Here is an 18,671-nt window from a genome sequence, read left to right as displayed (position 1 = left end):
CCGAGCGAGGAAAGGTGGCAGTCGTGACCTGGGAACTGCCGGAATCGGTGCAGGTCGACGGGGGCGCGGTGCGCTGGGCCCGACTCGGAGCCGGGCAGCGGTCGATAGTGCTGGTCCACGGCACGCCCTACTCCTCGTTCCTGTGGCGGGAGATCGCTCCAGCTCTGGCCGAGCGTTACACCGTGTACGCGTTCGATCTGCTCGGCTACGGATGTTCCGAGCAGGCCGACGGCCAAGACCTGACCCTGGCCGCGCAGGCACGCCGGTTCGCCGGGCTGCTGCGCTACTGGGAACTCGACACCGCCGAGTCGGCCCCGACCGTGGTGGCCAACGATATCGGCGGCGCGGTGGTGTTGCGTGCGCTACTGCTCGAGGGCGCACGCTACCGCGATCTGACCCTGTTCGACTGCGTCAGCGGCGGGCAGTGGGAGCGGGGATTGTTCGCGCTGATGCGTACCCACCACGAGGTGTTCGAGCGGTTGCCCGGATATGCCCATGAGGCCCTGGTTACCGCGCATCTGCGCAACGCCACCCACGCCGGGTTCCGGCCAGGGGTCCTGGAGTCCTTCCTGCAACCCTGGCTCGGTCCGGCGGGGCAGGCCGCCTACTATCGCCAATACCGTCAGCTGACCCAGTCGGACACCGAACCGTTCGAGGCGCTGCTGCCCGGCATCGACATTCCGGTCCGGCTGCTGTGGGGCCGGCAAGACCGGATCCTGCCCCCGGAGTACGGCCACTGGCTGCACGAGCACATCCCGCAGGCGCCGCTGCATTGGATCGAGGACGCCGGGCACCTGCTACAAGAAGACGCTCCCGCCCGTCTGCTCGCCCACCTACTCAGCTGATCGGTGCGTCGAGGTCCGTGACCAACTCATGGCCCGGAAGTCGGTTCCTCAGGTTCGCGATCAGCAAAGGTGCGGGCGGTATATGGGACCTATCGGGTTTCGGTCGCGGCTGTTGACTCCTGGAAGTCGACGAGCGCTTCTCCGTGCACCTGTGCCCACCGCGTCAACATCGCTATCGGCTCTCGGAGCGTCTCGCCGAGCGGAGTCAGGCTGTACTCCACCCGCGGGGGCGCTTCGGCGTAGCGCCGTCGATCGACGAGGCCGTTGCTCTGCAGGCGGCGCAGGGTCTGAGTCAGCACCTTGTGGGAGATACCGCCGGACAAGGCCACGAGTTCACTGTGCCGCTTGGGGCCGTCTGCCAGCGCGTACAGGGTGACTACCGACCACTTGTTCGCGATGACCTCCATCGCTGTGCGCGCGGGACAGTCGGTCATGAACATGATTCCGGCGGGGGGACGCACGACCCGAAGGTTACCAAAAGGTACCTATCGGATTTCTAGCGTTGCCATCATGCACATCACAGCCTTGATCTTGTCCGTCCTGCTCGCCGTGGCGATGCTGCAGTCCGGCGTGATGAAGTTCGTCCGCCCCGCGTGGATACGCCAATTCGCCGAAGCGGTTCACCTCACCACCGCCCAGCTCACCGCCCTCGGGAGCCTGCAGATCGCCGCGACGATCGGTCTCGTCGGGGGAATCCGGTTCCCGCCCTTCGCGATCGCCGCCGCGATCGGGCTGGTGCTCTACTTCGCCGGCGCGATCCTCGTCCACATCCGCACCGGCGACCGAAACATGATGGGCGCCATGGTCTTCCTCGCGTTCTCGATCGCGACATCAGTCGTGCTCGTTCTCGACGTTCGCCTCGCCTGAGCTCGCGTTCTCACCTCACCCAAGTCGATAGGGTCACCGCGCGTCGGCCCGAAACGCACTGCGGGGGCCTCAGCACATCGCTGAGGCCCCTGCGGTCGTGCCGACCGGTGTCCGAGTGATTTCCTCTGGGCCCCGGCCTCGATACATGAGGCTCTCATACTTGCGGGCATTCGGCGCACCGAGCGAGTCCGTGACCGGTGCGGATGCGTGCCCGTGCAGGTGTACGAGCAGGATGGCGCCGTGCTTGCACCCGAATCACCGCACGAAAGTCGTTCGCAGATAACGAAATAGCAACGCCGCCCGGTAATCGTGCTCGAACTGTTCCGCTGGCCGTTACCCGCTGCCCCTCGAGAATTCGCCGGGGAGTCGCCCTGCGGCCATGGTCCGCCCGCCGGTACCGAAAGCCCGCTCGGATAACCTGACCCGATGTTCCTGGCCCAGATCGTCGCCGCTCGGGTACCGAGCCGGATGCTGTCCACGTTCGTCCGCAACGCCGAGTTGCTGAAGTTCCTGACCGTCGGTGCGATCGCCTTCGTCACCACTTCGGTGCTCTTCTTCGGCTTGAAATGGACTGTGCTGGAAGGCAAGCCGGTCACCGCGAACGTGGTCGCCGTGCTGATCGCGACCGTGGTCTCCTACGTGTTGAACAGCGAGTGGGCGTTCACCGCGCGCGGCGGACATGCGCGCCGGCACGAAGCTACCCTGTTCTTCCTGGTGGCCAGCGTCGGCATGGTGATCAACCAGCTGCCGTTGGCGGTGTCGAGCTACCTCTTCCAGCTCCGCACGCCGCACGTCTCGATCCTGGTGGAGAACATCGCCGACTTCGTCAGCGCGACCATCATCGGCACCCTGCTCGCCACGGTCTTCCGCTGGTGGGCCATGCGCAAATTCGTGTTCCCCGACCCGGCCCGACCCGACCTGGAACTGGACGAGCCGCTGTCCGAGACGCGAGCCTGACTGTGCTGGTCGCTATTCCGGCGGGCACGGTGACGCTGTCGGATCGGCGAACCCAGCGCAGCTGGCCGGTCGAGGTCGCGCCGTTCCAGCTGGCGGCGGTCCCGGTCACCCAGGCGGAGTACGAGCAGGTCACCGGGCAGCGATCGAGTAGCGGCGACCGACGGCCGGTGGACAGCGTCTCGTGGTGGGACGCGCTGCGGTACTGCAACGCACGGTCGATCCAGGACGGGCTGACACCCGCGTACCGGATCGATGCCGAGAACGTCGACTGGGACATCGACGCCGACGGCTATCGACTGCCGACCGAGGCCGAATGGGAGCACGCGTGCCGCGCGGGCAGCACCGGCCCGCGCTACGGCGAACTCGACGAAATCGCCTGGTACCGAGGCAATTCAGCCGAGCACATGCACGACGTCGGCGGTAAGCGGCCCAACGCGTGGGGCCTGTACGACATGCTCGGCAATGCCTGGGACTGGTGCTGGGACATCTACGACGCGGAGATCTACGGCTCCTACCGGGTGCTGCGCGGCGGCGGTTGGTTCGACGAACACTGGAGCTGCCGGGCCTCCGTGCGCCGTCGCAGCCATCCATCTGTGCGCTTGGACGACGTAGGTTTCCGCGTCGCGCGCACACCGCGTTCCTGATTTCCGCGCAGTCGCCGGGCCGCCGGGCCGTTGCACCTCCGGATCGCCGGACCGACGAGCCGCACCATCCAATACCGACGGCACCGTCCACACACATCGAGATCTGGCCCCGGCGCGCTCGACGTCTATGAGATACCGCCGATTGGTCGGCAGCGATTCGCCCCGTTCCCAGCGGCCTTCGCCAGCAGCACTACCCCTCCGTGCAACGAGGCACAGGGCGGTCTCTCGCTGCGCTCCCCCGCAATGCACTCCCTGGCACCTGGGCGAGCTCGCCATCCGAGACGACAGCATCGTCCGGGCTACCGCTCGACGGAGTAGATCCGACCCACGAGAACGGCAGCATGGCCTTCGAGGTGAATGTGCGTCCCGTGCCCAATGTTCCGCAAGATTTCGAAATGGGAGCGGTTCCCTTCCTGCTCGCGCGCCTTTTCGAGCCCGGCGCGCCGGACATACCCCGATCCGCGGCAGTACACCCGCATCACTGATCGGACATTTCGGACAGGTTCTTCCGTATGCTCCACGAAATCGTCAGCGCCGCACATACTGTCCGGTACAAGCATGGCTATCACCCAGACAACGCGCCCGTGGCGCCAAGGTAGGTGCCACGCCGACCCCGAAGCGAGCGTATCCATGGTCATCATCGCTGTGCACGACGCCCTCCTCGCGCAGATCGGCAATCCGACCCCGGAACCGCCGCCGGTCTCGGACAAGATTTTGCAGATGGTCCGCTACCTCACCTGGCTGGTGCTGCTGTCCGGGGTCTGCGGGATCACCTTCGCGGGTGGACGATTCGCCTGGGAGAAATGGCAGGGCGGTCCGCTCGACTCGCCCAAGATGATCGCGGGCGGCATGATCGGCGGCGTTGTCGCCACGAGTGCGGGCACCATCATGAACGCGGTGATCGGCTGAGCGGACGCCGCTGGATCCGGAGTCGTTCGCTCGATCGCGGAAGATAACCTTCCGCGATTCCTGCGATGATCGACCCATGTTGGAGACCTCCGCGCGGCTACTTCGCCTGCTGTCGCTGCTACAACTGCACCGGGATTGGACCGGGCCGGTGCTCGCCGAGCGACTCGGGGTGTCCACGCGCACGGTGCGCACCGACATCGAGCGACTGCGGACCCTCGGCTATCCGGTGCACGCCACGCCGGGTGTCGCGGGCGGCTACCGACTGGGCGCGGGTTCCGCGCTGCCGCCGCTGCTGCTCGACGACGAGGAGGCGGTGGCGGTCGCGGTCGGCTTGGCCACCGCGGCCAACGGGGCGGTCACCGGCATCGAGGAGACCTCCGTGCGGGCGCTGGCGAAGCTACAGCAGGTGCTGCCCGCGCGGCTACGCGCCCGAGTGGCGGCGCTGACCTCGGCCACCGTGCACGCGCCGGACATCGGCCGGAGCACGGTCGACGCCGAGGTGCTCACCGCGGTGGCGGGCGCGATCCGGGCGAGCGAGCGGTTGCGCTTCGACTACGCGGCGCATTCCGGCGCGCCGTCGCGTCGCGACGTCGAGCCGCACCGGCTGGTGCACTGGCGCGGGCGCTGGTATCTGGTCGCGTGGGATCCGGACCGGGACGACTGGCGCACCTTCCGGGTCGATCGCATAGTGCCGAAGACACCGAACGGCCCGCGGTTCACTCCGCGCGAGGTGTCCGAGGCAGACATCGCCGAGCGGGTGCGGCGCGGTGTCGGCGCGGCGACCTGGCGTTACCGCGCGACGGTGCGCATGGCCGCGCCGGCCGAGCGAATGCGGGCCCAACTGCCGCCCGCCGTGTCGGTCGAGGCGGACGGGCCGGAGCACTGTGTGGTGCGGGCGGGTTCGGATTCACCGCGGATGCTCGCGTTCTATCTCGGTTCCGTCGACGTGGATTTCGAGATACTCGAGGGCGCCGAGCTCGCGGAGCAGCTGCTGGCGACCGCCGAGCGATTCCGCAGGGCGGCCGGTCACCGCTAAACGATTACGTACCGGAATTAGCGATAAACGGGCGAGCCCAGCCGGACCGGCATAAACACCGAACAGGCTGGGCTGCCACTGTTCTCGATTTCCTGTCAGGGCTGGTTGGCGCCCGCGATGCCACCGATGATTCCACCGATGATGCAGCCGGGGATGGCACCGATAATCGCGAAGATCAGGCCGATCAAGAAGCCGATGGCGCACCCGATCAATACACCGGCGACGGTGGTGCCCGCATCACCGATGAACTGCGGCGCCCCCGCCTCCGGGACCGCGGCCCCGACCGGTGTCAACGTCAAAGTGGTTGCGGCGGCGTCGACTTGCGGAGCGACCCGCACTTGCTGACCCGCCACCGACTGCAAAGTCGTCGGCACGCTTGCGATCACCGATCCGTCCGGTGCCAGCACGGAGATGCCCTGATCGGGCGTCAGCACGAACTTGCCGGAGGCGAGGGTGACCGTCGCGTTCGAGCGGTCCGGCGCGACGGCGGCCGTGTAGGCGACGCCCCGATCGACACCGCTGATCGCATCGGCCACTTGCACTTCACCGTGTGCGGTCGCCGCGGCGACACCGGTCGCGGCCACGGTGAGCGCGGCGGTAGCGAGCATTTTCCTGATATTCATAAGGCTTTCCAATCATCTAGCCGATTCGATTGGCGTTTCCCGGAAACGGCCGTGGAACACCATCGATCATGCTCTCTCGACAACGGGATTGTCGAGAGAAACGGGCAGATTGAATTACCTTGCAAGATCACACATTTCGCGCTTCCCCATGAAATTGGGGGGTTGATTTTCGCGCTATTCCAATTCCCCTTCGGTCTCCAAGTAGACCTGGCGCAGTCGATCAAGTGTGGCCTGCTCGGGGTGCTCCCACAAGTCCCGCTCGGCGGCTTCCAGCAGCCGCTCGGCAATGCCGTGCAGCGCCCATGGGTTGGACTGCTCCATGAACTTGCGGTTCACGTCATCGAAAACGTAGCTCTCGGCGAGCTTCTCGTACATCCAGTCGGCGACGACGTTCGTGGTGGCGTCGTAGCCGAACAGGTAGTCGACGGTCGCCGCCATCTCGAACGCGCCCTTGTAACCGTGCCTGCGCATCGCCTCGAGCCAGCGCGGGTTCACCACGCGGGCCCGGAACACCCGCGAGGTCTCCTCGGAGAGCGTGCGGGTGCGCACCGCGTCCGGTCGGGTGCTGTCGCCGATGTAGGCCTCGGGGTTCTTGCCGGTGAGCGCGCGCACGGTGGCGACCATGCCGCCGTGGAACTGGAAGTAGTCGTCCGAGTCCGCGATGTCGTGCTCGCGGGTGTCGGTGTTCTTGGCCGCCACCGCGATTCGGCGGTACGCGGTGCGCATGTCGTCGGCGGCGGGCGCGCCGTCGAGATCGCGACCGTAGGCGTAGCCACCCCAGGTGGTGTACACCTGCGCGAGGTCGTCGTCGGTGCGCCAGCTCTTCGAATCGATCAGTTGCAGCAGGCCGGCGCCGTAGGTGCCGGGCTTGGAACCGAAGATCCGGGTGGTGGCGCGGCGGGCATCACCGTGCTCGGCCAGGTCGGCTTCGGCATGCGCGCGAACGTAATTCGACTCCGTCGGCTCGTCGAGTTCGGCGACCATCCGCACCGCGTCGTCGAGCAGCGCGAGCACATGCGGGAAGGCATCTCGGAAGAAGCCACTGATGCGCACCGTCACATCGACACGGGGACGCGACAATTCGTCGAGCGAGATCACCTCGAGGGTGGTGACGCGGCGGCTCGCCTCGTCCCACACGGGCCGGACACCGAGCAGGGCAAGGACTTCGGCGATATCGTCGCCGGAGGTGCGCATGGCCGAGGTGCCCCACACCGACAGGCCCACCGAACGCGGGTACTCGCCGTGATCGGCCAGGTACCGCGCCAGCAGCGAATCCGCCATAGCCTGACCGGTTTCCCAGGCCAGCCGGGACGGGACGGCCTTCGGGTCGACGGAGTAGAAGTTGCGGCCGGTCGGCAGCACGTTGATCAGGCCGCGCAGCGGTGAACCGCTGGGGCCCGCCGGAATGAAGCCGCCGTTGAGGGCGTGCAGGACGCGATCGATCTCGACGCCGGTTTGCCGCAGGCGCGGAACGACTTCGGTCGCGGCGAAGCGGAGCACGGAACGCACAGCGGTGAGCTGGGTGTCGGCGGCCGGTACCGGGTGCGACTCGGTCGCGGCGAGCGAGGCGGCGAACTGGTCGACCAGCCTGTCGACCGCGTCCGCGGACCAGTCGGCGGCCTGCAACGCGGCGACCAAGCCGCGCGCCTGCTCCTCCACCACGTCGACCCGGCCCCGCGCCTCGGTGCCGGATTCGTCCAGCCCCAGAGCTTCCCGCAGCCCGGGCACGTTCCGCTCCCCGCCCCAGAGCTGGCGGGCACGCAGCATCGCCAGCACCAGGTCGACCTCGCTCTCCCCCGCGGGCGCCTGGCCGAGGATGTGCAGGCCGTCGCGGATCTGCACGTCCTTGATCTCGCACAGCCAGCCGTCGACGTGCAGCAGCATGTCGTCGAAGACGTCCTCGTCGGGGCGTTCGGCGAGGCCGAGATCGTGGTCCATCTTGGCCGCGCGCATCAACGTCCAGATCTGCTGGCGGATGGCGGGTAGTTTGGCCGGGTCGAGGGTAGAGATATTGGCGTGCTCGTCGAGCAGCTGCTCCAAACGCGAGATATCGCCGTAGCTTTCGGCGCGCGCCATCGGCGGGATCAGATGATCGACCAGGGTCGCGTGCGCGCGCCGCTTGGCCTGGGTGCCTTCACCCGGATCGTTGACGAGGAACGGGTAGATCAGCGGCAGGTCGCCGAGGGCGGCGTCGGTGCCGCAGGAGGCGGACATGCCGAGGGTCTTGCCGGGCAGCCACTCCAGGTTGCCGTGCTTGCCGAGGTGCACCATCGCATCGGCGCCGAAACCCTCGGCGGAGCTGAGCCATCGGTACGCGGCGAGATAGTGGTGACTAGGCGGCAGGTCGGGGTCGTGGTAGATGGCGACCGGGTTCTCACCGAAGCCGCGGGGCGGCTGCACCATCAGCACGACATTGCCGAAACGCAAGGCGGCGATGACGATCTCACCGTTCGGGTCGGCGGAGCGGTCGACGTACAGCTCGCCGGGCGGCGGGCCCCACGCCTCGACGATGGCCTCGCGCAGGTCTGCCGGGAGCGTGTCGAACCACGCGGTGTACGCGGCCGCGCCGATCCGAATCGGGTTGCCCTCCAGCTGTTCCGCGGTGAGCCAGTCCGGATCCTGGCCACCCGCCGCGATCAGGGCGTGGATGAGCGTGTCGCCGTCTTGCTCGTCGAGGCCGGGAACCGCGCCCGGCTCGCCGAGATCGTATCCGGCGCTGCGCATCTCGGTGAGCAGGCGAATCGCGCTCGCGGGTGTGTCGAGGCCGACCGCGTTGCCGATGCGGGCGTGCTTGGTCGGGTAGGCGGACAGCATCAGCGCGACGCGCTTGCGCTCGGCCGGGATGTGCCGCAGCCGCGCGTAACGCACCGCGATGCCCGCGACCCTGGCCGCGCGTTCGGCGTCCGGCACGTAGGTGGACAGGCCGTCGGCGTCGAACTCCTTGAAGGAGAACGGAACCGTGATGATCCGGCCATCGAACTCGGGGACGGCGACCTGGGTGGCGACGTCCAGCGGCGAGAGCCCGTCGTCGTTGGCCGCCCACTGGGCCCGGCCGCTGGTCAGGCACAAGCCTTGCAGGATCGGCACATCCAGGTCGGCGAGCGCGCCGACGTCCCAGGCCTCGTCCTCGCCACCGGCCGACGCGGTGGCGGGTTTCGTGCCACCGGCGGCGAGCACGGTGACCACCAGGGTGTCTGCCTGTCGCAGTGTCGCGAGCAGTTCGGGCTCGGCGGTGCGCAGCGAGGCACAGTACAGCGGCAGCGCGCGGGCGCCCGCGTCTTCGATGGCCCGGCAGAGTGCGTCGATATAACCGGTGTTTCCGGCGAGATGCTGTGCGCGGTAATAGATCACCGCTACCGTGGGCTGCTCGGCACCGGCGTCCGCGGTCGAATCCCGTTCCAGCACACCCCAGCTGGGCAGCTGTACCGGCGGCTCGAAGCCGTGGCCGGTGAGCAGCACCGTGTCGGACAGGAAGTTGTGCAGCTGCCGCAGGTTCTCCGACCCGCCCGCGGCCAGGTAGTTGTGCGCGTCGGCGGCGACACCGCCCGGCACGGTCGAGCACTCCATCAACTCGGCGTCCGGCGCGATCTCGCCGCCGAGCGCCACCATCGGCACGCCGCTGGCCCGGATCGCGTCGAGGCCGTCCTCCCAGGCGCGCTTACCGCCGAGGATGCGCACGATGACCAGATCGGCGCCGTCGAGCAGCGCGGGCAGGTCCTCGACCAGCAGCCGAGCGGGGTTGCCCCACCGGTACTCGGCGCCGCTCGCGCGGGCGCTCAGCAGATCGGTGTCGGACGTGGACAGCAGCAGAATCACAGGTGACGGCCTTCCTCGGGTTACGCGCCCATCGGTTGCTGCTCGCCGCCGGGGTCGGCGGCCAGCGGGGCCGGCGGGGTGGGTGAGCCCAGAGGGTCTGGCTATTCACAGTGGCGCGACCGCACCGGATTTCCACCGGTTTCCTCGTCACCCGCCGAGCACGGCAGATGCTACCTGCCCTAGCGCTGGGTTCGGCTCGGCGGTCGCCGTCAGCTCGCCGCGCGGGCGGCGAGGAAGTCGTCCACGATGCGCGCACTCGGCCGGCGTGGCGCGCCGATGGCCACCAATCACCTGTGAGCGATACCCGCTGCTTCGGCTAGGTCAGATCGGCGTTTCCGTCGACGACTTTGAGGTGGTAGTGGAATCGGTTGACTCGCCAGCCATCCGGGGTCCGTTCGGCGCCGAGGGCGTAGCTGCCCACGAAGGTACGGGTCTTGCCGTTGGTCGCGGAGTTCTTCACGTGCACCGCGATCGCATCGGCATGCACGGTCGCCGAATCGCCCGCCAGCTCGATCAAATGATTACCGGACTGATGATGGACCGCGTCCAGGTCGGCCAGCCCCACCCGCCAGTCCTCGACGATGTCCGTCGCCGCGCGCTCACCGACCGGGCCGCCGAAACCCCCATCGAAGTCCACCTTCGGCGCGAAGACGACAGTGGCAAGATCATCCCACCGTCCCTGATCGGTGTAGACGAACAACCGGGTGACCACGTCGACGATCGCGAGTCGGTCTGCAAGGGTAGAGATTTCGGACATATGCCCCACCCTAGCGATCCCTGGGATCAATTGCGCGATGACCGTCAGCCGTGACGTCGCGGCGCGGCCGTGGCGTGCGCGAGAGCCAGACGCCGGTGCGCAACCCGGCAGCTCTGGAAGTAGAAAGATCCAGCCCATCGAGACGGCGGATCAGACCAGGCCGTGACCGTCCAGCTGGGCCAACCAGCCGGACGGTCAGGACGCTCGCGGCCGGCTAAGGCAGGGCGCGAGGCGGGGCGAGGGGGCAACGCGAGGCCGGGCAGGCAGGCGAGGCGAGGATGTGCGGGCGCAGTGGCGCCGAACGTACCGCGGCGAAGATGCGCGAGCTCGGCACCACTGCGGCGGTCCGGCGTCTCGACCTGGGCGATCCGCCCACGGGGCCGGGCGAGGCCAGGCGGGCAAGTCAAGGCGAGACCGGGCCGGGACGATCCAGCTGGGCCAACCAGCCGGACGGACACTCGCGGACAGCCAAGGCAGGGCGGGCGGAGGCGTGACCAAGCGGGCAACGCGAGGCAGGACGGGCGACAGCGTGGCCAAGCGGGCAACGCGAGGCCGGGCTGGGCTGGGCTGGGCTGGGCTGGGCTGGGCTGGACGAGGCGGGCACGCGGTGAGGCGTAGCAAGACGGGCGGGCGTCGCGAGGCTGAGCGGACGCGGCGAGGCTGAGCGGACGGCGCGGCGAGGCTGGGCGGGCACGGCTAGGCGGGCGCGGCACGGCTAGGCGGGCGCGGCGAGCCGAGGCTGGGCACGGTACTGCGGCTCGGTGGAGCAGGGGGGGACGTCTCCTCCCTGGTAGGCCGGGCGGCGCGGGTACGTACGCTGGGTGGACTATGACTCGAGGTGTTCCGGATTCATGTCCCGGTGTGCTGCGGCTGCATGAGGCGGCCGATGGGCCGTTGGCGCGGGTGAGGCTGCCCGGTGGGCGGGTGGAGGCGGGGCAGTTGCAGGTGTTGGCGGAGGCGGCGCGGGAGCTGGGGGATGGGAATATCGAGCTGACGTCGCGGGGGAATGTGCAGTTGCGGCGGGTGCGGGATGCGGGAGAGCTGACCGGGCGGCTGGCGGCGGCGGGGTTGTTGCCGAGCCGGACGCATGAGCGGGTGCGCAATATTCTCGCTTCGCCGCTGTCCGGCCGGATCGGTGGTATCGCGGATGTGCACGCACTGGTTCCGGCGCTCGACGCCGGGCTGCTTGCCGCGCCGCGGCTCGCCGAACTCCCTGGGCGCGTGCTGTTCACGCTGGACGACGGGCGTGGCGATGTCAGCGTGCTGGGTGGCGATATCGGCGTACACGCCACGGGCAGTGCGGAATTCGCGCTGCTGCTGGCGGGACGCGACACCGGCATCCGGATCTCGGCCGCCGACGCGGTGGATGTCATGCTCGCCGCCGCCCACGGGTTTCTCGACCTGCGCGGCGGTGAGGCGGGGCGGTGGCGGCTATACGAGATCGACAACGGTGCCGAGCGGGTAGCCGACCTACTCGCCCTCGAGCGCGGCACCGATCGAGTAGAACTCGGTGCGGCTCAGGATGTTCCGATCGGCTGGCTGGACCAGGACGACGGATCGGTCAGCCTCGGCGCCGGTGTCCGTCTCGGTTCGCTGCCCGCCCGTACCGCCGAATTCATCGCCGCCGTCGAGCATCCCGTGTTCGTCACTCCGTGGCGCAGCCTCGTCATCACCGACTTGACGGAATGGGCCGCCGAGCAAGTGGTCCGCGTCCTGGCCCCGATGGACCTCATCTTCGACGCCAACTCCCCCTGGCTCCAGGTCAGCGCCTGCGCGGGCCGGCCAGGGTGTGCGAAGTCACGCACCGACGTCCGGGCCGATGTGACGGCCGCGGTCGAGTCCGATCGGGTGCTACCGGCGGAGTCGAATCAGCCTGTGCACCAAGACCTGCCGGTAGTCGATGCCGACAAGGTAACTGTCGCGGGCCGTCAGCACTGGTCCGGCTGCGACCGGCGCTGTGGCCGCCCACGCGGCACGGTCACCGACATCGTCGCCACCGACACCGGCTACCGAATCGACTGACCGCTCGATGCCCGGGGCGCTGCTATCCCGACAGGAATCGAACTTCCTGATCAACGGCGCCGGCGGTATCGCCTGAAGCACCAGCGCCGTTGATCCCGAAGCGGCCGTCTACTCGTGAATCTCCAACGTGCAGCACTTGACGCTGCCGCCGGCCTTGAGCAGCTCCGACATGTCGATGCCGATCGGGTGGTAACCGCGGGCGCGCAGCGCTTCGCTGAGCGCGACGGCCTTGTCGCTGAGGAAAACGTTCAATCCGTCGGAGACACCGTTCAACCCGAGGACTTCGGCGTCCGCGTCGGTGGCGACGATGGCGTCGGGGAACAGCTCGGCGAGCACCGCCTGGCTTTCCGCGCTGAAGGCGGGCGGGAAGTAGGCGATGGTGTTGTCATCGAGCGGCAGCAGCACGGTGTCGAGGTGGTAGAAGCGCGGATCGACCAGCTCGAGCGAGAGCACGGGCCGCGAAAAGTGCTGTGCCACTTCCCGATGCGCCGCGAGCGAGCTGCGGAAGCCCATGCCGGCGAGCATGCGGTCACCGACCAGCAGGAAATCGCCCTCGCCCTCGTTGATCTCCTTGGCGTCGACCAGTCCGGCGAGGCCGTGCTTGGCGAACCAGTTGTGGTACGCGGGGCCCTCGGCGGCCCGCTGGACGTGGGTGAACCGGGCCGACATCGCCCGATCGCCGACCACGAGGCCGCCGTTGGCCGCGAACACCATGTCGGGCAGGCCGGGCACGCCGGGAACCACGTCGACCTTGTGGCCGTACTCCTCGTAGGTGGCGCGCAGGGTCTCCCATTGGAGCAGGGCGAGGGCGCGGTCGACCGGGGCCTCGGGGTCCATCCAGGGATTGATGCAGTAGGTGACGTCGAAGTAGTCGGGACGGCACATGACGAACCGTCGCGGCGACGGCTTACGAACGGTGGTCTCGGCACGGAGGGTGGCAACAGAGGTCAACGTGTCTCCCGGAGTCGGCGCGATCTTGCGGCTCACACGACCGTAATTCGCCTACTATTGCGCCAGGAACATCGAATCGTTGCGCATTTCGGCCCTAGAACATCGAATAATTGCGCAATACCGAGAGGGCTGTGACGTGGACGACATCGATCGGCGGATATTGGAGCACCTGCTCAGACAGGCCCGCGCCTCGTTCCAGGAAATCGGCAGCGCGGTCGGCCTGACCGCGCCCGCGGTGAAGCGGCGCGTCGACAAGATGGTCGCGACCAAACAGATCACCGGTTTCACGGCGTTGGTGAACCCGGCCGCGATGGGCTGGAAGACCGAGGCCTACGTCGAGGTGTACTACCGCGACAACATCTCCCCGGCCGAGCTGCGCCGCAGCCTCGAACCCATTCCGCAGGTCGTCGGCGTGTGGACCATCGCCGGTGAGGCCGACGCGCTGGTCCACGTGATGGCCACCGACATGGCCGAGATCGAGGTGACCGTCGAACGCATCCGGGAGAACGCCCGCGTCGGGCGCACCCGCAGCTCCATCGTGATGTCCCGCATTCTCGAACGTCCCCGCACCTGACTACCCGCGCCGACCTGGCCGGGAAGCCACCTCTTAGGGTGGACGCCATGTCCGACTTGCGTGCCAGCTACCTCACCGACGGGGCCGAGATCTATCGGCGGTCGTTCGCGATGATCCGCGCGGAGGCGGACCTCGATCGGTTCCCACCGGAGCTGGCGCAGGTGGTGGTGCGCATGATCCACGGGTGCGGTCAGGTGGATCTGGCCGGGGATGTGGCGTTCTCGCCAGGCGTGGTGGCCGCGGCCCGAGCCGCGCTGCGGGCGGGGGCACCGATTCTGTGTGATGCGAACATGGTCGCCTCCGGCGTGACGCGCAAGCGGCTGCCCGCCGACAACGCGGTGATCTGCACGCTCACCGACCCGCGGGTGCCGGAACTCGCTGCGCGCATGGGTAATACGCGCTCCGCCGCCGCGCTGGAGCTGTGGCGTGAGCACCTCGACGGCGCGGTCGTCGCCATCGGAAACGCGCCGACCGCCCTGTTCCACCTGCTCGACCTGCTCGACGCGGGCGCGCCGAGGCCCGCCGCCGTCATCGGCATTCCCGTCGGCTTCATCGGCGCCGCCGAATCCAAGGAGGCGCTGATCGAGTTCGGCGGCGTCGAATATCTCACCGTCCGCGGTCGACGCGGTGGCAGTGCCATCACCGCATCCGCGTTGAATGCGATTGCGAGCGAACAGGAATGACGGACGACATGGGGGCTGGTGCCGAACACAAAGCGCGGACCGCTGCCCAGCAACGCGACACCGGCGCTGCGGCGCACACTACCGCCGGAGCTGAATCGCCTACCGCGCCAGGCAAGTTGTGGGGTGTCGGACTCGGCCCCGGCGATCCCGAGCTCGTCACGGTGAAGGCGGCGCGGGTGATCGCCGAGGCCGATGTGATCGCGTTCCACAGCGCACGCCACGGGCGCAGCATCTCCAGAGGTATTGCCGCGCCGTATATGCGAGCGGGGCAGCTCGAGGAGCATCTCGTCTATCCGGTGACCACCGAGACCACCGATCATCCCGGTGGATATCAGGGTGCGATCGATGAGTTCTATGAGCAGGCCGCACAGCTGCTCGCTGGGCATTTGGCGGCGGGCCGGTCGGTCGCGTTGCTCGCCGCGGGCGACCCGCTGTTCTACAGCTCCTACATGCATATGCACCGGCGGCTGGCCGATCGGTTCGAGGCGGAGGTCATCCCGGGCATCACCTCGGTGAGTGCCGCGTCGGCGGCGCTGGGCACCCCGCTGGTCGAGGGCGAGCAGGTGCTGACCGTGCTGCCCGGCACCATGCCCGTCGAGGAGCTCACCCGACGCCTCCGTGATACCGAGGCCGCCGCCATCATGAAACTCGGCCGCACCTACCCCACTGTGCGCCAGGCTCTTTCGGACTCCGGTCGGCTCGCCGACGCCTACTACGTCGAACGTGCCAGCAGCACCCGTCAGCGAGTGCTCCGCGCCGCCGAGGTGGCCGACGCGGACGTGCCCTACTTCTCCATCACGCTGGTGCCGGGCCCGACACCGACCACGCCGCTCCCCCACGCGAAACCTGCTGCGGCACGGCACGAATCACCGGATACGCACTCTTTTGTATCCGCTGGGCAGGCCGACGAAGGCATCGCCGACCGGCCCGGCCAGGTCGTTGTCGTCGGCCTGGGGCCCGGTGCCGCCGAGTGGACGACCACCGAGGTGCACGAAGCCCTCGCCGACGCAACGGATCTCGTCGGCTACACCACCTACCTGAACCGAGTCCCGGTACGCCCCGGCCAGCGCAGGCACGCCAGCGACAACCGCGTCGAGTCGGAGCGCGCCGCCATGGCGCTGGATTTGGCCCGGCGGGGTGCGCGCGTCGCGGTGGTGTCGTCGGGCGACCCGGGCGTGTTCGCGATGGCCGCCGCGGTACTGGAGGAAGCCGCAGATCCCCAGTGGCGGGATGTACCGGTCCGGGTGCTCCCCGGACTCACCGCCGCCAACGCGGTGGCCAGCCGGGTCGGCGCGCCGCTCGGGCACGACTACGCGATGATCTCGCTCTCCGATCGCCTCAAGCCGTGGGAGGTTGTCGCCCAACGGCTTTCCGCGGTCGCCGCCGCCGACATGGCGATCGCGGTGTACAACCCGGCCTCATCGCAGCGCACCTGGCAGGTCGGCGCCATGCGCGACCTGCTGCTGGAACACCGCAAGCCGGACACGCCCGTGGTGCTCGGCCGCGATGTGGGCGGACCGACGGAGTCGGTACGGGTGGTGTCGCTCGGCGATCTCGACCCGGCCGAGGTCGACATGCGCACCCTGTTGATCATCGGCGCGTCGACCACCACGGCCCAAGAAACCGACCAGGGGGTCCGCGTTTACACCTCGCGACGCTACGCCCGCAGCGGCGACGCGGCCGCCCCCGACGCGTAAGATCTGCTGACGCACCGACGAATGGAGGGATCTTGGCCGCGACACTGTCGGAGCTGACGCTGCGCGCCCGAGCCCTGGAGGCCCGAGCCACCGCGAGCGAACAAGCACTCGACGAGCAGGGCGACGTCCTCAGCGAGCTCGCGGCTCTCACCCGAAAGGCGCTCGACGGTATCGACCGGATCGAGGGTCGCGCCGAGAAGATCGAGGAAGACCTCGTCGAACTGCGCCTCGGCCAGGCGCGGCTGGAGGAGGGTATGGCGCTGGTGCTCGCCAGGCTCGATCAGCTGGCCGGCAAATAGGTGACACCGCCGGTCCGGCGCACGTTCGTATAACATTCCATTATGGAAGGTTGAGAGCGAAGGGAGCAGTCGGTTGACGAAGACCGCGACCAGCCGCAAGCCGTTGAACTCCACGGCCGCGTCGCTGCTCGGATTTCTGCACGAAGGACCCATGTCGGGCTGGGATCTGGTGGCCAAGGCCCAGGACCGCATCGGTGACTTCTGGACGATCACGCAGAGCCAGGTCTACCGGGAACTGGCCGCGATGGACACGGCGGGTCTGGTGGAGAAGGGCGCACCGGGCGCACGAGACCGCACTCCCTACGTCATCACCGACGCGGGCCGGGAAGCCTTCCTGGAGTGGATCGCTCGCGACCCCGGCGGCGAAAACATCCGCTTCCCACTGTTGCTCACGCTGTCCTTCGGTCACCATCTCGACCGCGCGCACCTGGACCGAATAATCGCCGCCAACAGGGAGATTCACCAGACGCGGCTCACCAAGTATCTCGGCGAGGACCCGACCGATCTGCCGCCCTATGCCCGTGCCACGCTGGATTTCGGCATCGGATACGAACGCGCGGTGCTCGATTGGTTCGATCGCCTGCCCCAACTACTGGGCCGCTGACCGGAGCCAATCCCATACTTGGGCAACGTTTTCCATGACCACCGCGCCTGCGGGCAGCGCAGGTCGATCGATCATCACCACCGGCAACCCCGCCGCACGGGCGGCAGCCAGCTTCGCATCCGTCTGATCGCCGCCACTGTCCTTGGTAACGAGCACATCGATGCGCCGATCCGCCAGCAACCGGGATTCGTCCTCGACCGTGAAAGGACCACGGGCGAGCAGTAGTTCGTGCCGCGGCGGGAGCGCGCCTTCGGGTGGATCGATAGCGCGGATCAGAAACCAGGGCTCGGTCAGTCCGGCAAAGGCGCCGACACCCTGACGGCCGATGGTCAGGAAGACGCGTTCGCCCAGCTCGCCGACGGTCTTCGCCGCAGCGGCGAGATCCGGCACCCGAAGCCACCTGTCGCCATGCTGTGCGGTCCAGCCGGGTCGCCGCAGATGCACAAGTGGCAGCCCGAGATCGGTTGCTGCCGCAGCGGCATGCGCACTGATCAGATCCGCGAACGGATGCGTGGCATCGACCACGGTGTCGATCTCGTTGGCCGACAACCATTCCCGCAGGCCGTCGACCCCGCCGAACCCACCGACGCGCACTGCGCCGACCGGCAACAGCGGGTCACGAACGCGACCGGCGAGCGAGGAGACGATATCGAATCCTCGCTCGCCGGAAGCGATGTCGGCGATCTCCCTGGCTTCCCGGGTGCCGCCTAAAATAAGGGTTTTCAGGGCTGGCCGCTGAAGTAGGCGATGCCCGCGTTCAGCAGCGAAGGTCCGCCCGCAACGGCAAGACCGATGAGCGCGCCGAGCACGGCACCGGGCAGGATCCCGACACCGAAGAACAGGAAACCGATAGCGGCACCGATCAACCCGCCAACGGCGGCACCGAGCGACGCACGCTGCAGTTCGGCGAAGAACCACTCCTGCGCGCCGATGAACTCGGCGGCGACCGGCGCGTTCGCGGACGGCGCGACCTTCGGAGTCAGCGTGAGCTGCTTGGCGTCGTCGGCGATGGCCGCGGCGATCTCCACCTGCTCGCCCTTGGCGGTCGCGGTGAGCGGAATGGTGGTGACGGCCTCGCCCGCGGCGTTGGTCAGGGTCACCGACTGCTTGTCGGCGGCCAGGCTGAACGCACCGCCGGTGACGCTGGTGACGACGGACTTGCCCGCGTCGGCCAGCTGCAGCGCGTAGCTGACACCCTGGTCGGTGCCCTTGACGGGCTGCGCGGCGGTGGTCTGATCCTGCACCGCGGGCGGTACCGGCGCGGCATACGCGGTGCCCGCGGTGATGCCGGTGGCGGCGATGGCCAAAAGCGCGGTGGCGGCAAACTTCTTGTATTTCATCTATCTCCCCATCAGGAACCGGATTTCCGATCATGATCGGATCTCGG

Annotated in this window: 19 protein-coding genes; 12 read left to right on the top strand and 7 right to left on the bottom strand. The window is 68.3% G+C overall.

Annotated elements, in window-relative coordinates; translation table 11 throughout:
• The first annotated feature begins 23 nt into the window (after window positions 1–23).
• Window positions 24–845, top strand: coding sequence for an alpha/beta fold hydrolase (locus ACIHA7_RS22490; RefSeq protein WP_397292808.1), 822 nt, complete (start codon window positions 24–26; stop codon window positions 843–845).
• Window positions 846–934: 89 nt separating this feature from the next.
• Here ACIHA7_RS22490 and ACIHA7_RS22485 read toward each other — a convergent pair whose 3' ends face one another.
• Window positions 935–1,306: a winged helix-turn-helix transcriptional regulator gene (locus ACIHA7_RS22485; RefSeq protein WP_397292806.1), complete on the bottom strand. Its 372-nt coding sequence runs from the start codon at window positions 1,304–1,306 to the stop codon at window positions 935–937.
• 49 nt (window positions 1,307–1,355) lie between these two features.
• Between ACIHA7_RS22485 and ACIHA7_RS22480 the strand changes: the two genes are divergently transcribed.
• From ACIHA7_RS22480 to ACIHA7_RS22460, 5 genes are all read left to right on the top strand, one after another.
• On the top strand, window positions 1,356–1,712 hold the full coding sequence (locus tag ACIHA7_RS22480) for a DoxX family protein (protein ID WP_397292803.1): 357 nt from the start codon (window positions 1,356–1,358) through the stop codon (window positions 1,710–1,712).
• A gap of 426 nt (window positions 1,713–2,138) precedes the next feature.
• Window positions 2,139–2,669 carry a GtrA family protein gene (locus ACIHA7_RS22475; RefSeq protein ID WP_397292799.1) on the top strand — a complete coding sequence of 177 codons (531 nt, stop codon included), beginning with the start codon at window positions 2,139–2,141 and terminating at the stop codon, window positions 2,667–2,669.
• 5 nt (window positions 2,670–2,674) lie between these two features.
• On the top strand, window positions 2,675–3,313 hold the full coding sequence (locus ACIHA7_RS22470; RefSeq protein ID WP_397293130.1) for a formylglycine-generating enzyme family protein: 639 nt from the start codon (window positions 2,675–2,677) through the stop codon (window positions 3,311–3,313).
• Between the two features lie 630 nt (window positions 3,314–3,943).
• Window positions 3,944–4,222 (top strand): hypothetical protein, encoded by a 279-nt coding sequence (locus ACIHA7_RS22465; protein WP_107657651.1) that lies wholly within the window; start codon window positions 3,944–3,946, stop codon window positions 4,220–4,222.
• 76 nt (window positions 4,223–4,298) lie between these two features.
• Window positions 4,299–5,258, top strand: a complete 960-nt coding sequence (locus tag ACIHA7_RS22460; RefSeq protein ID WP_397292792.1) for a helix-turn-helix transcriptional regulator — start codon at window positions 4,299–4,301, stop codon at window positions 5,256–5,258.
• Window positions 5,259–5,353: 95 nt separating this feature from the next.
• On the opposite strand, the gene ACIHA7_RS22455 is transcribed toward ACIHA7_RS22460, so the two are convergent.
• The 3 genes from ACIHA7_RS22455 to ACIHA7_RS22445 form a co-directional block, all read right to left on the bottom strand.
• A complete protein-coding gene (locus ACIHA7_RS22455) occupies window positions 5,354–5,881 on the bottom strand; it encodes a hypothetical protein (protein WP_397292788.1) in 528 nt (175 codons plus the stop codon).
• Window positions 5,882–6,055: 174 nt separating this feature from the next.
• A complete protein-coding gene (cobN, locus tag ACIHA7_RS22450) occupies window positions 6,056–9,697 on the bottom strand; it encodes a cobaltochelatase subunit CobN (RefSeq protein WP_397292786.1) in 3,642 nt (1,213 codons plus the stop codon).
• Between the two features lie 316 nt (window positions 9,698–10,013).
• Window positions 10,014–10,454 (bottom strand): nuclear transport factor 2 family protein, encoded by a 441-nt coding sequence (locus tag ACIHA7_RS22445; protein ID WP_397292783.1) that lies wholly within the window; start codon window positions 10,452–10,454, stop codon window positions 10,014–10,016.
• 828 nt (window positions 10,455–11,282) lie between these two features.
• On the opposite strand from ACIHA7_RS22445, the gene ACIHA7_RS22440 reads away from it, so the two are divergent.
• Window positions 11,283–12,476: a precorrin-3B synthase gene (locus ACIHA7_RS22440; RefSeq protein WP_397292780.1), complete on the top strand. Its 1,194-nt coding sequence runs from the start codon at window positions 11,283–11,285 to the stop codon at window positions 12,474–12,476.
• A gap of 108 nt (window positions 12,477–12,584) precedes the next feature.
• Here the strand turns inward: ACIHA7_RS22440 and ddaH are convergent, their stop codons facing one another.
• Window positions 12,585–13,463, bottom strand: a complete 879-nt coding sequence (gene ddaH / locus ACIHA7_RS22435) for a dimethylargininase (protein ID WP_397292778.1) — start codon at window positions 13,461–13,463, stop codon at window positions 12,585–12,587.
• A gap of 100 nt (window positions 13,464–13,563) precedes the next feature.
• Here ddaH and ACIHA7_RS22430 point away from each other — a divergent pair, with 100 nt between their 5' ends.
• From ACIHA7_RS22430 to ACIHA7_RS22410, 5 genes are all read left to right on the top strand, one after another.
• Window positions 13,564–14,001 carry an Lrp/AsnC family transcriptional regulator gene (locus ACIHA7_RS22430; protein WP_107657659.1) on the top strand — a complete coding sequence of 146 codons (438 nt, stop codon included), beginning with the start codon at window positions 13,564–13,566 and terminating at the stop codon, window positions 13,999–14,001.
• A gap of 47 nt (window positions 14,002–14,048) precedes the next feature.
• Window positions 14,049–14,684 (top strand): precorrin-8X methylmutase, encoded by a 636-nt coding sequence (locus tag ACIHA7_RS22425; RefSeq protein ID WP_397292775.1) that lies wholly within the window; start codon window positions 14,049–14,051, stop codon window positions 14,682–14,684.
• A complete protein-coding gene (locus tag ACIHA7_RS22420; protein WP_397292771.1) occupies window positions 14,681–16,381 on the top strand; it encodes a precorrin-2 C(20)-methyltransferase in 1,701 nt (566 codons plus the stop codon). Before ACIHA7_RS22425 ends, ACIHA7_RS22420 begins: the two co-directional genes overlap by 4 nt.
• Before the next feature lie 32 nt (window positions 16,382–16,413).
• Complete coding sequence (locus ACIHA7_RS22415; protein ID WP_107657662.1) at window positions 16,414–16,680, top strand: hypothetical protein; 267 nt, start codon at window positions 16,414–16,416, stop codon at window positions 16,678–16,680.
• A 73-nt stretch (window positions 16,681–16,753) separates the two neighbouring features.
• Window positions 16,754–17,284 carry a PadR family transcriptional regulator gene (locus ACIHA7_RS22410; protein WP_397292765.1) on the top strand — a complete coding sequence of 177 codons (531 nt, stop codon included), beginning with the start codon at window positions 16,754–16,756 and terminating at the stop codon, window positions 17,282–17,284.
• Here the strand turns inward: ACIHA7_RS22410 and ACIHA7_RS22405 are convergent.
• Complete coding sequence (locus tag ACIHA7_RS22405) at window positions 17,270–18,010, bottom strand: cobalt-precorrin-6A reductase (RefSeq protein ID WP_397293129.1); 741 nt, start codon at window positions 18,008–18,010, stop codon at window positions 17,270–17,272. The genes ACIHA7_RS22410 and ACIHA7_RS22405 overlap by 15 nt on opposite strands.
• Complete coding sequence (locus tag ACIHA7_RS22400) at window positions 18,007–18,624, bottom strand: DUF6861 domain-containing protein (RefSeq protein ID WP_397292761.1); 618 nt, start codon at window positions 18,622–18,624, stop codon at window positions 18,007–18,009. The genes ACIHA7_RS22405 and ACIHA7_RS22400 overlap by 4 nt, the downstream gene beginning before the upstream one ends.
• Window positions 18,625–18,671: the final 47 nt, after the last annotated feature.

This window comes from Nocardia sp. NPDC052316 (genome assembly GCF_044547795.1).
In the GTDB taxonomy this organism is placed as follows: Bacteria; Actinomycetota; Actinomycetes; order Mycobacteriales; family Mycobacteriaceae; genus Nocardia.
The sequence above is the reverse complement of the archived record's forward strand: the minus strand, read 5'-3'. Positions and strand labels throughout refer to the sequence as shown.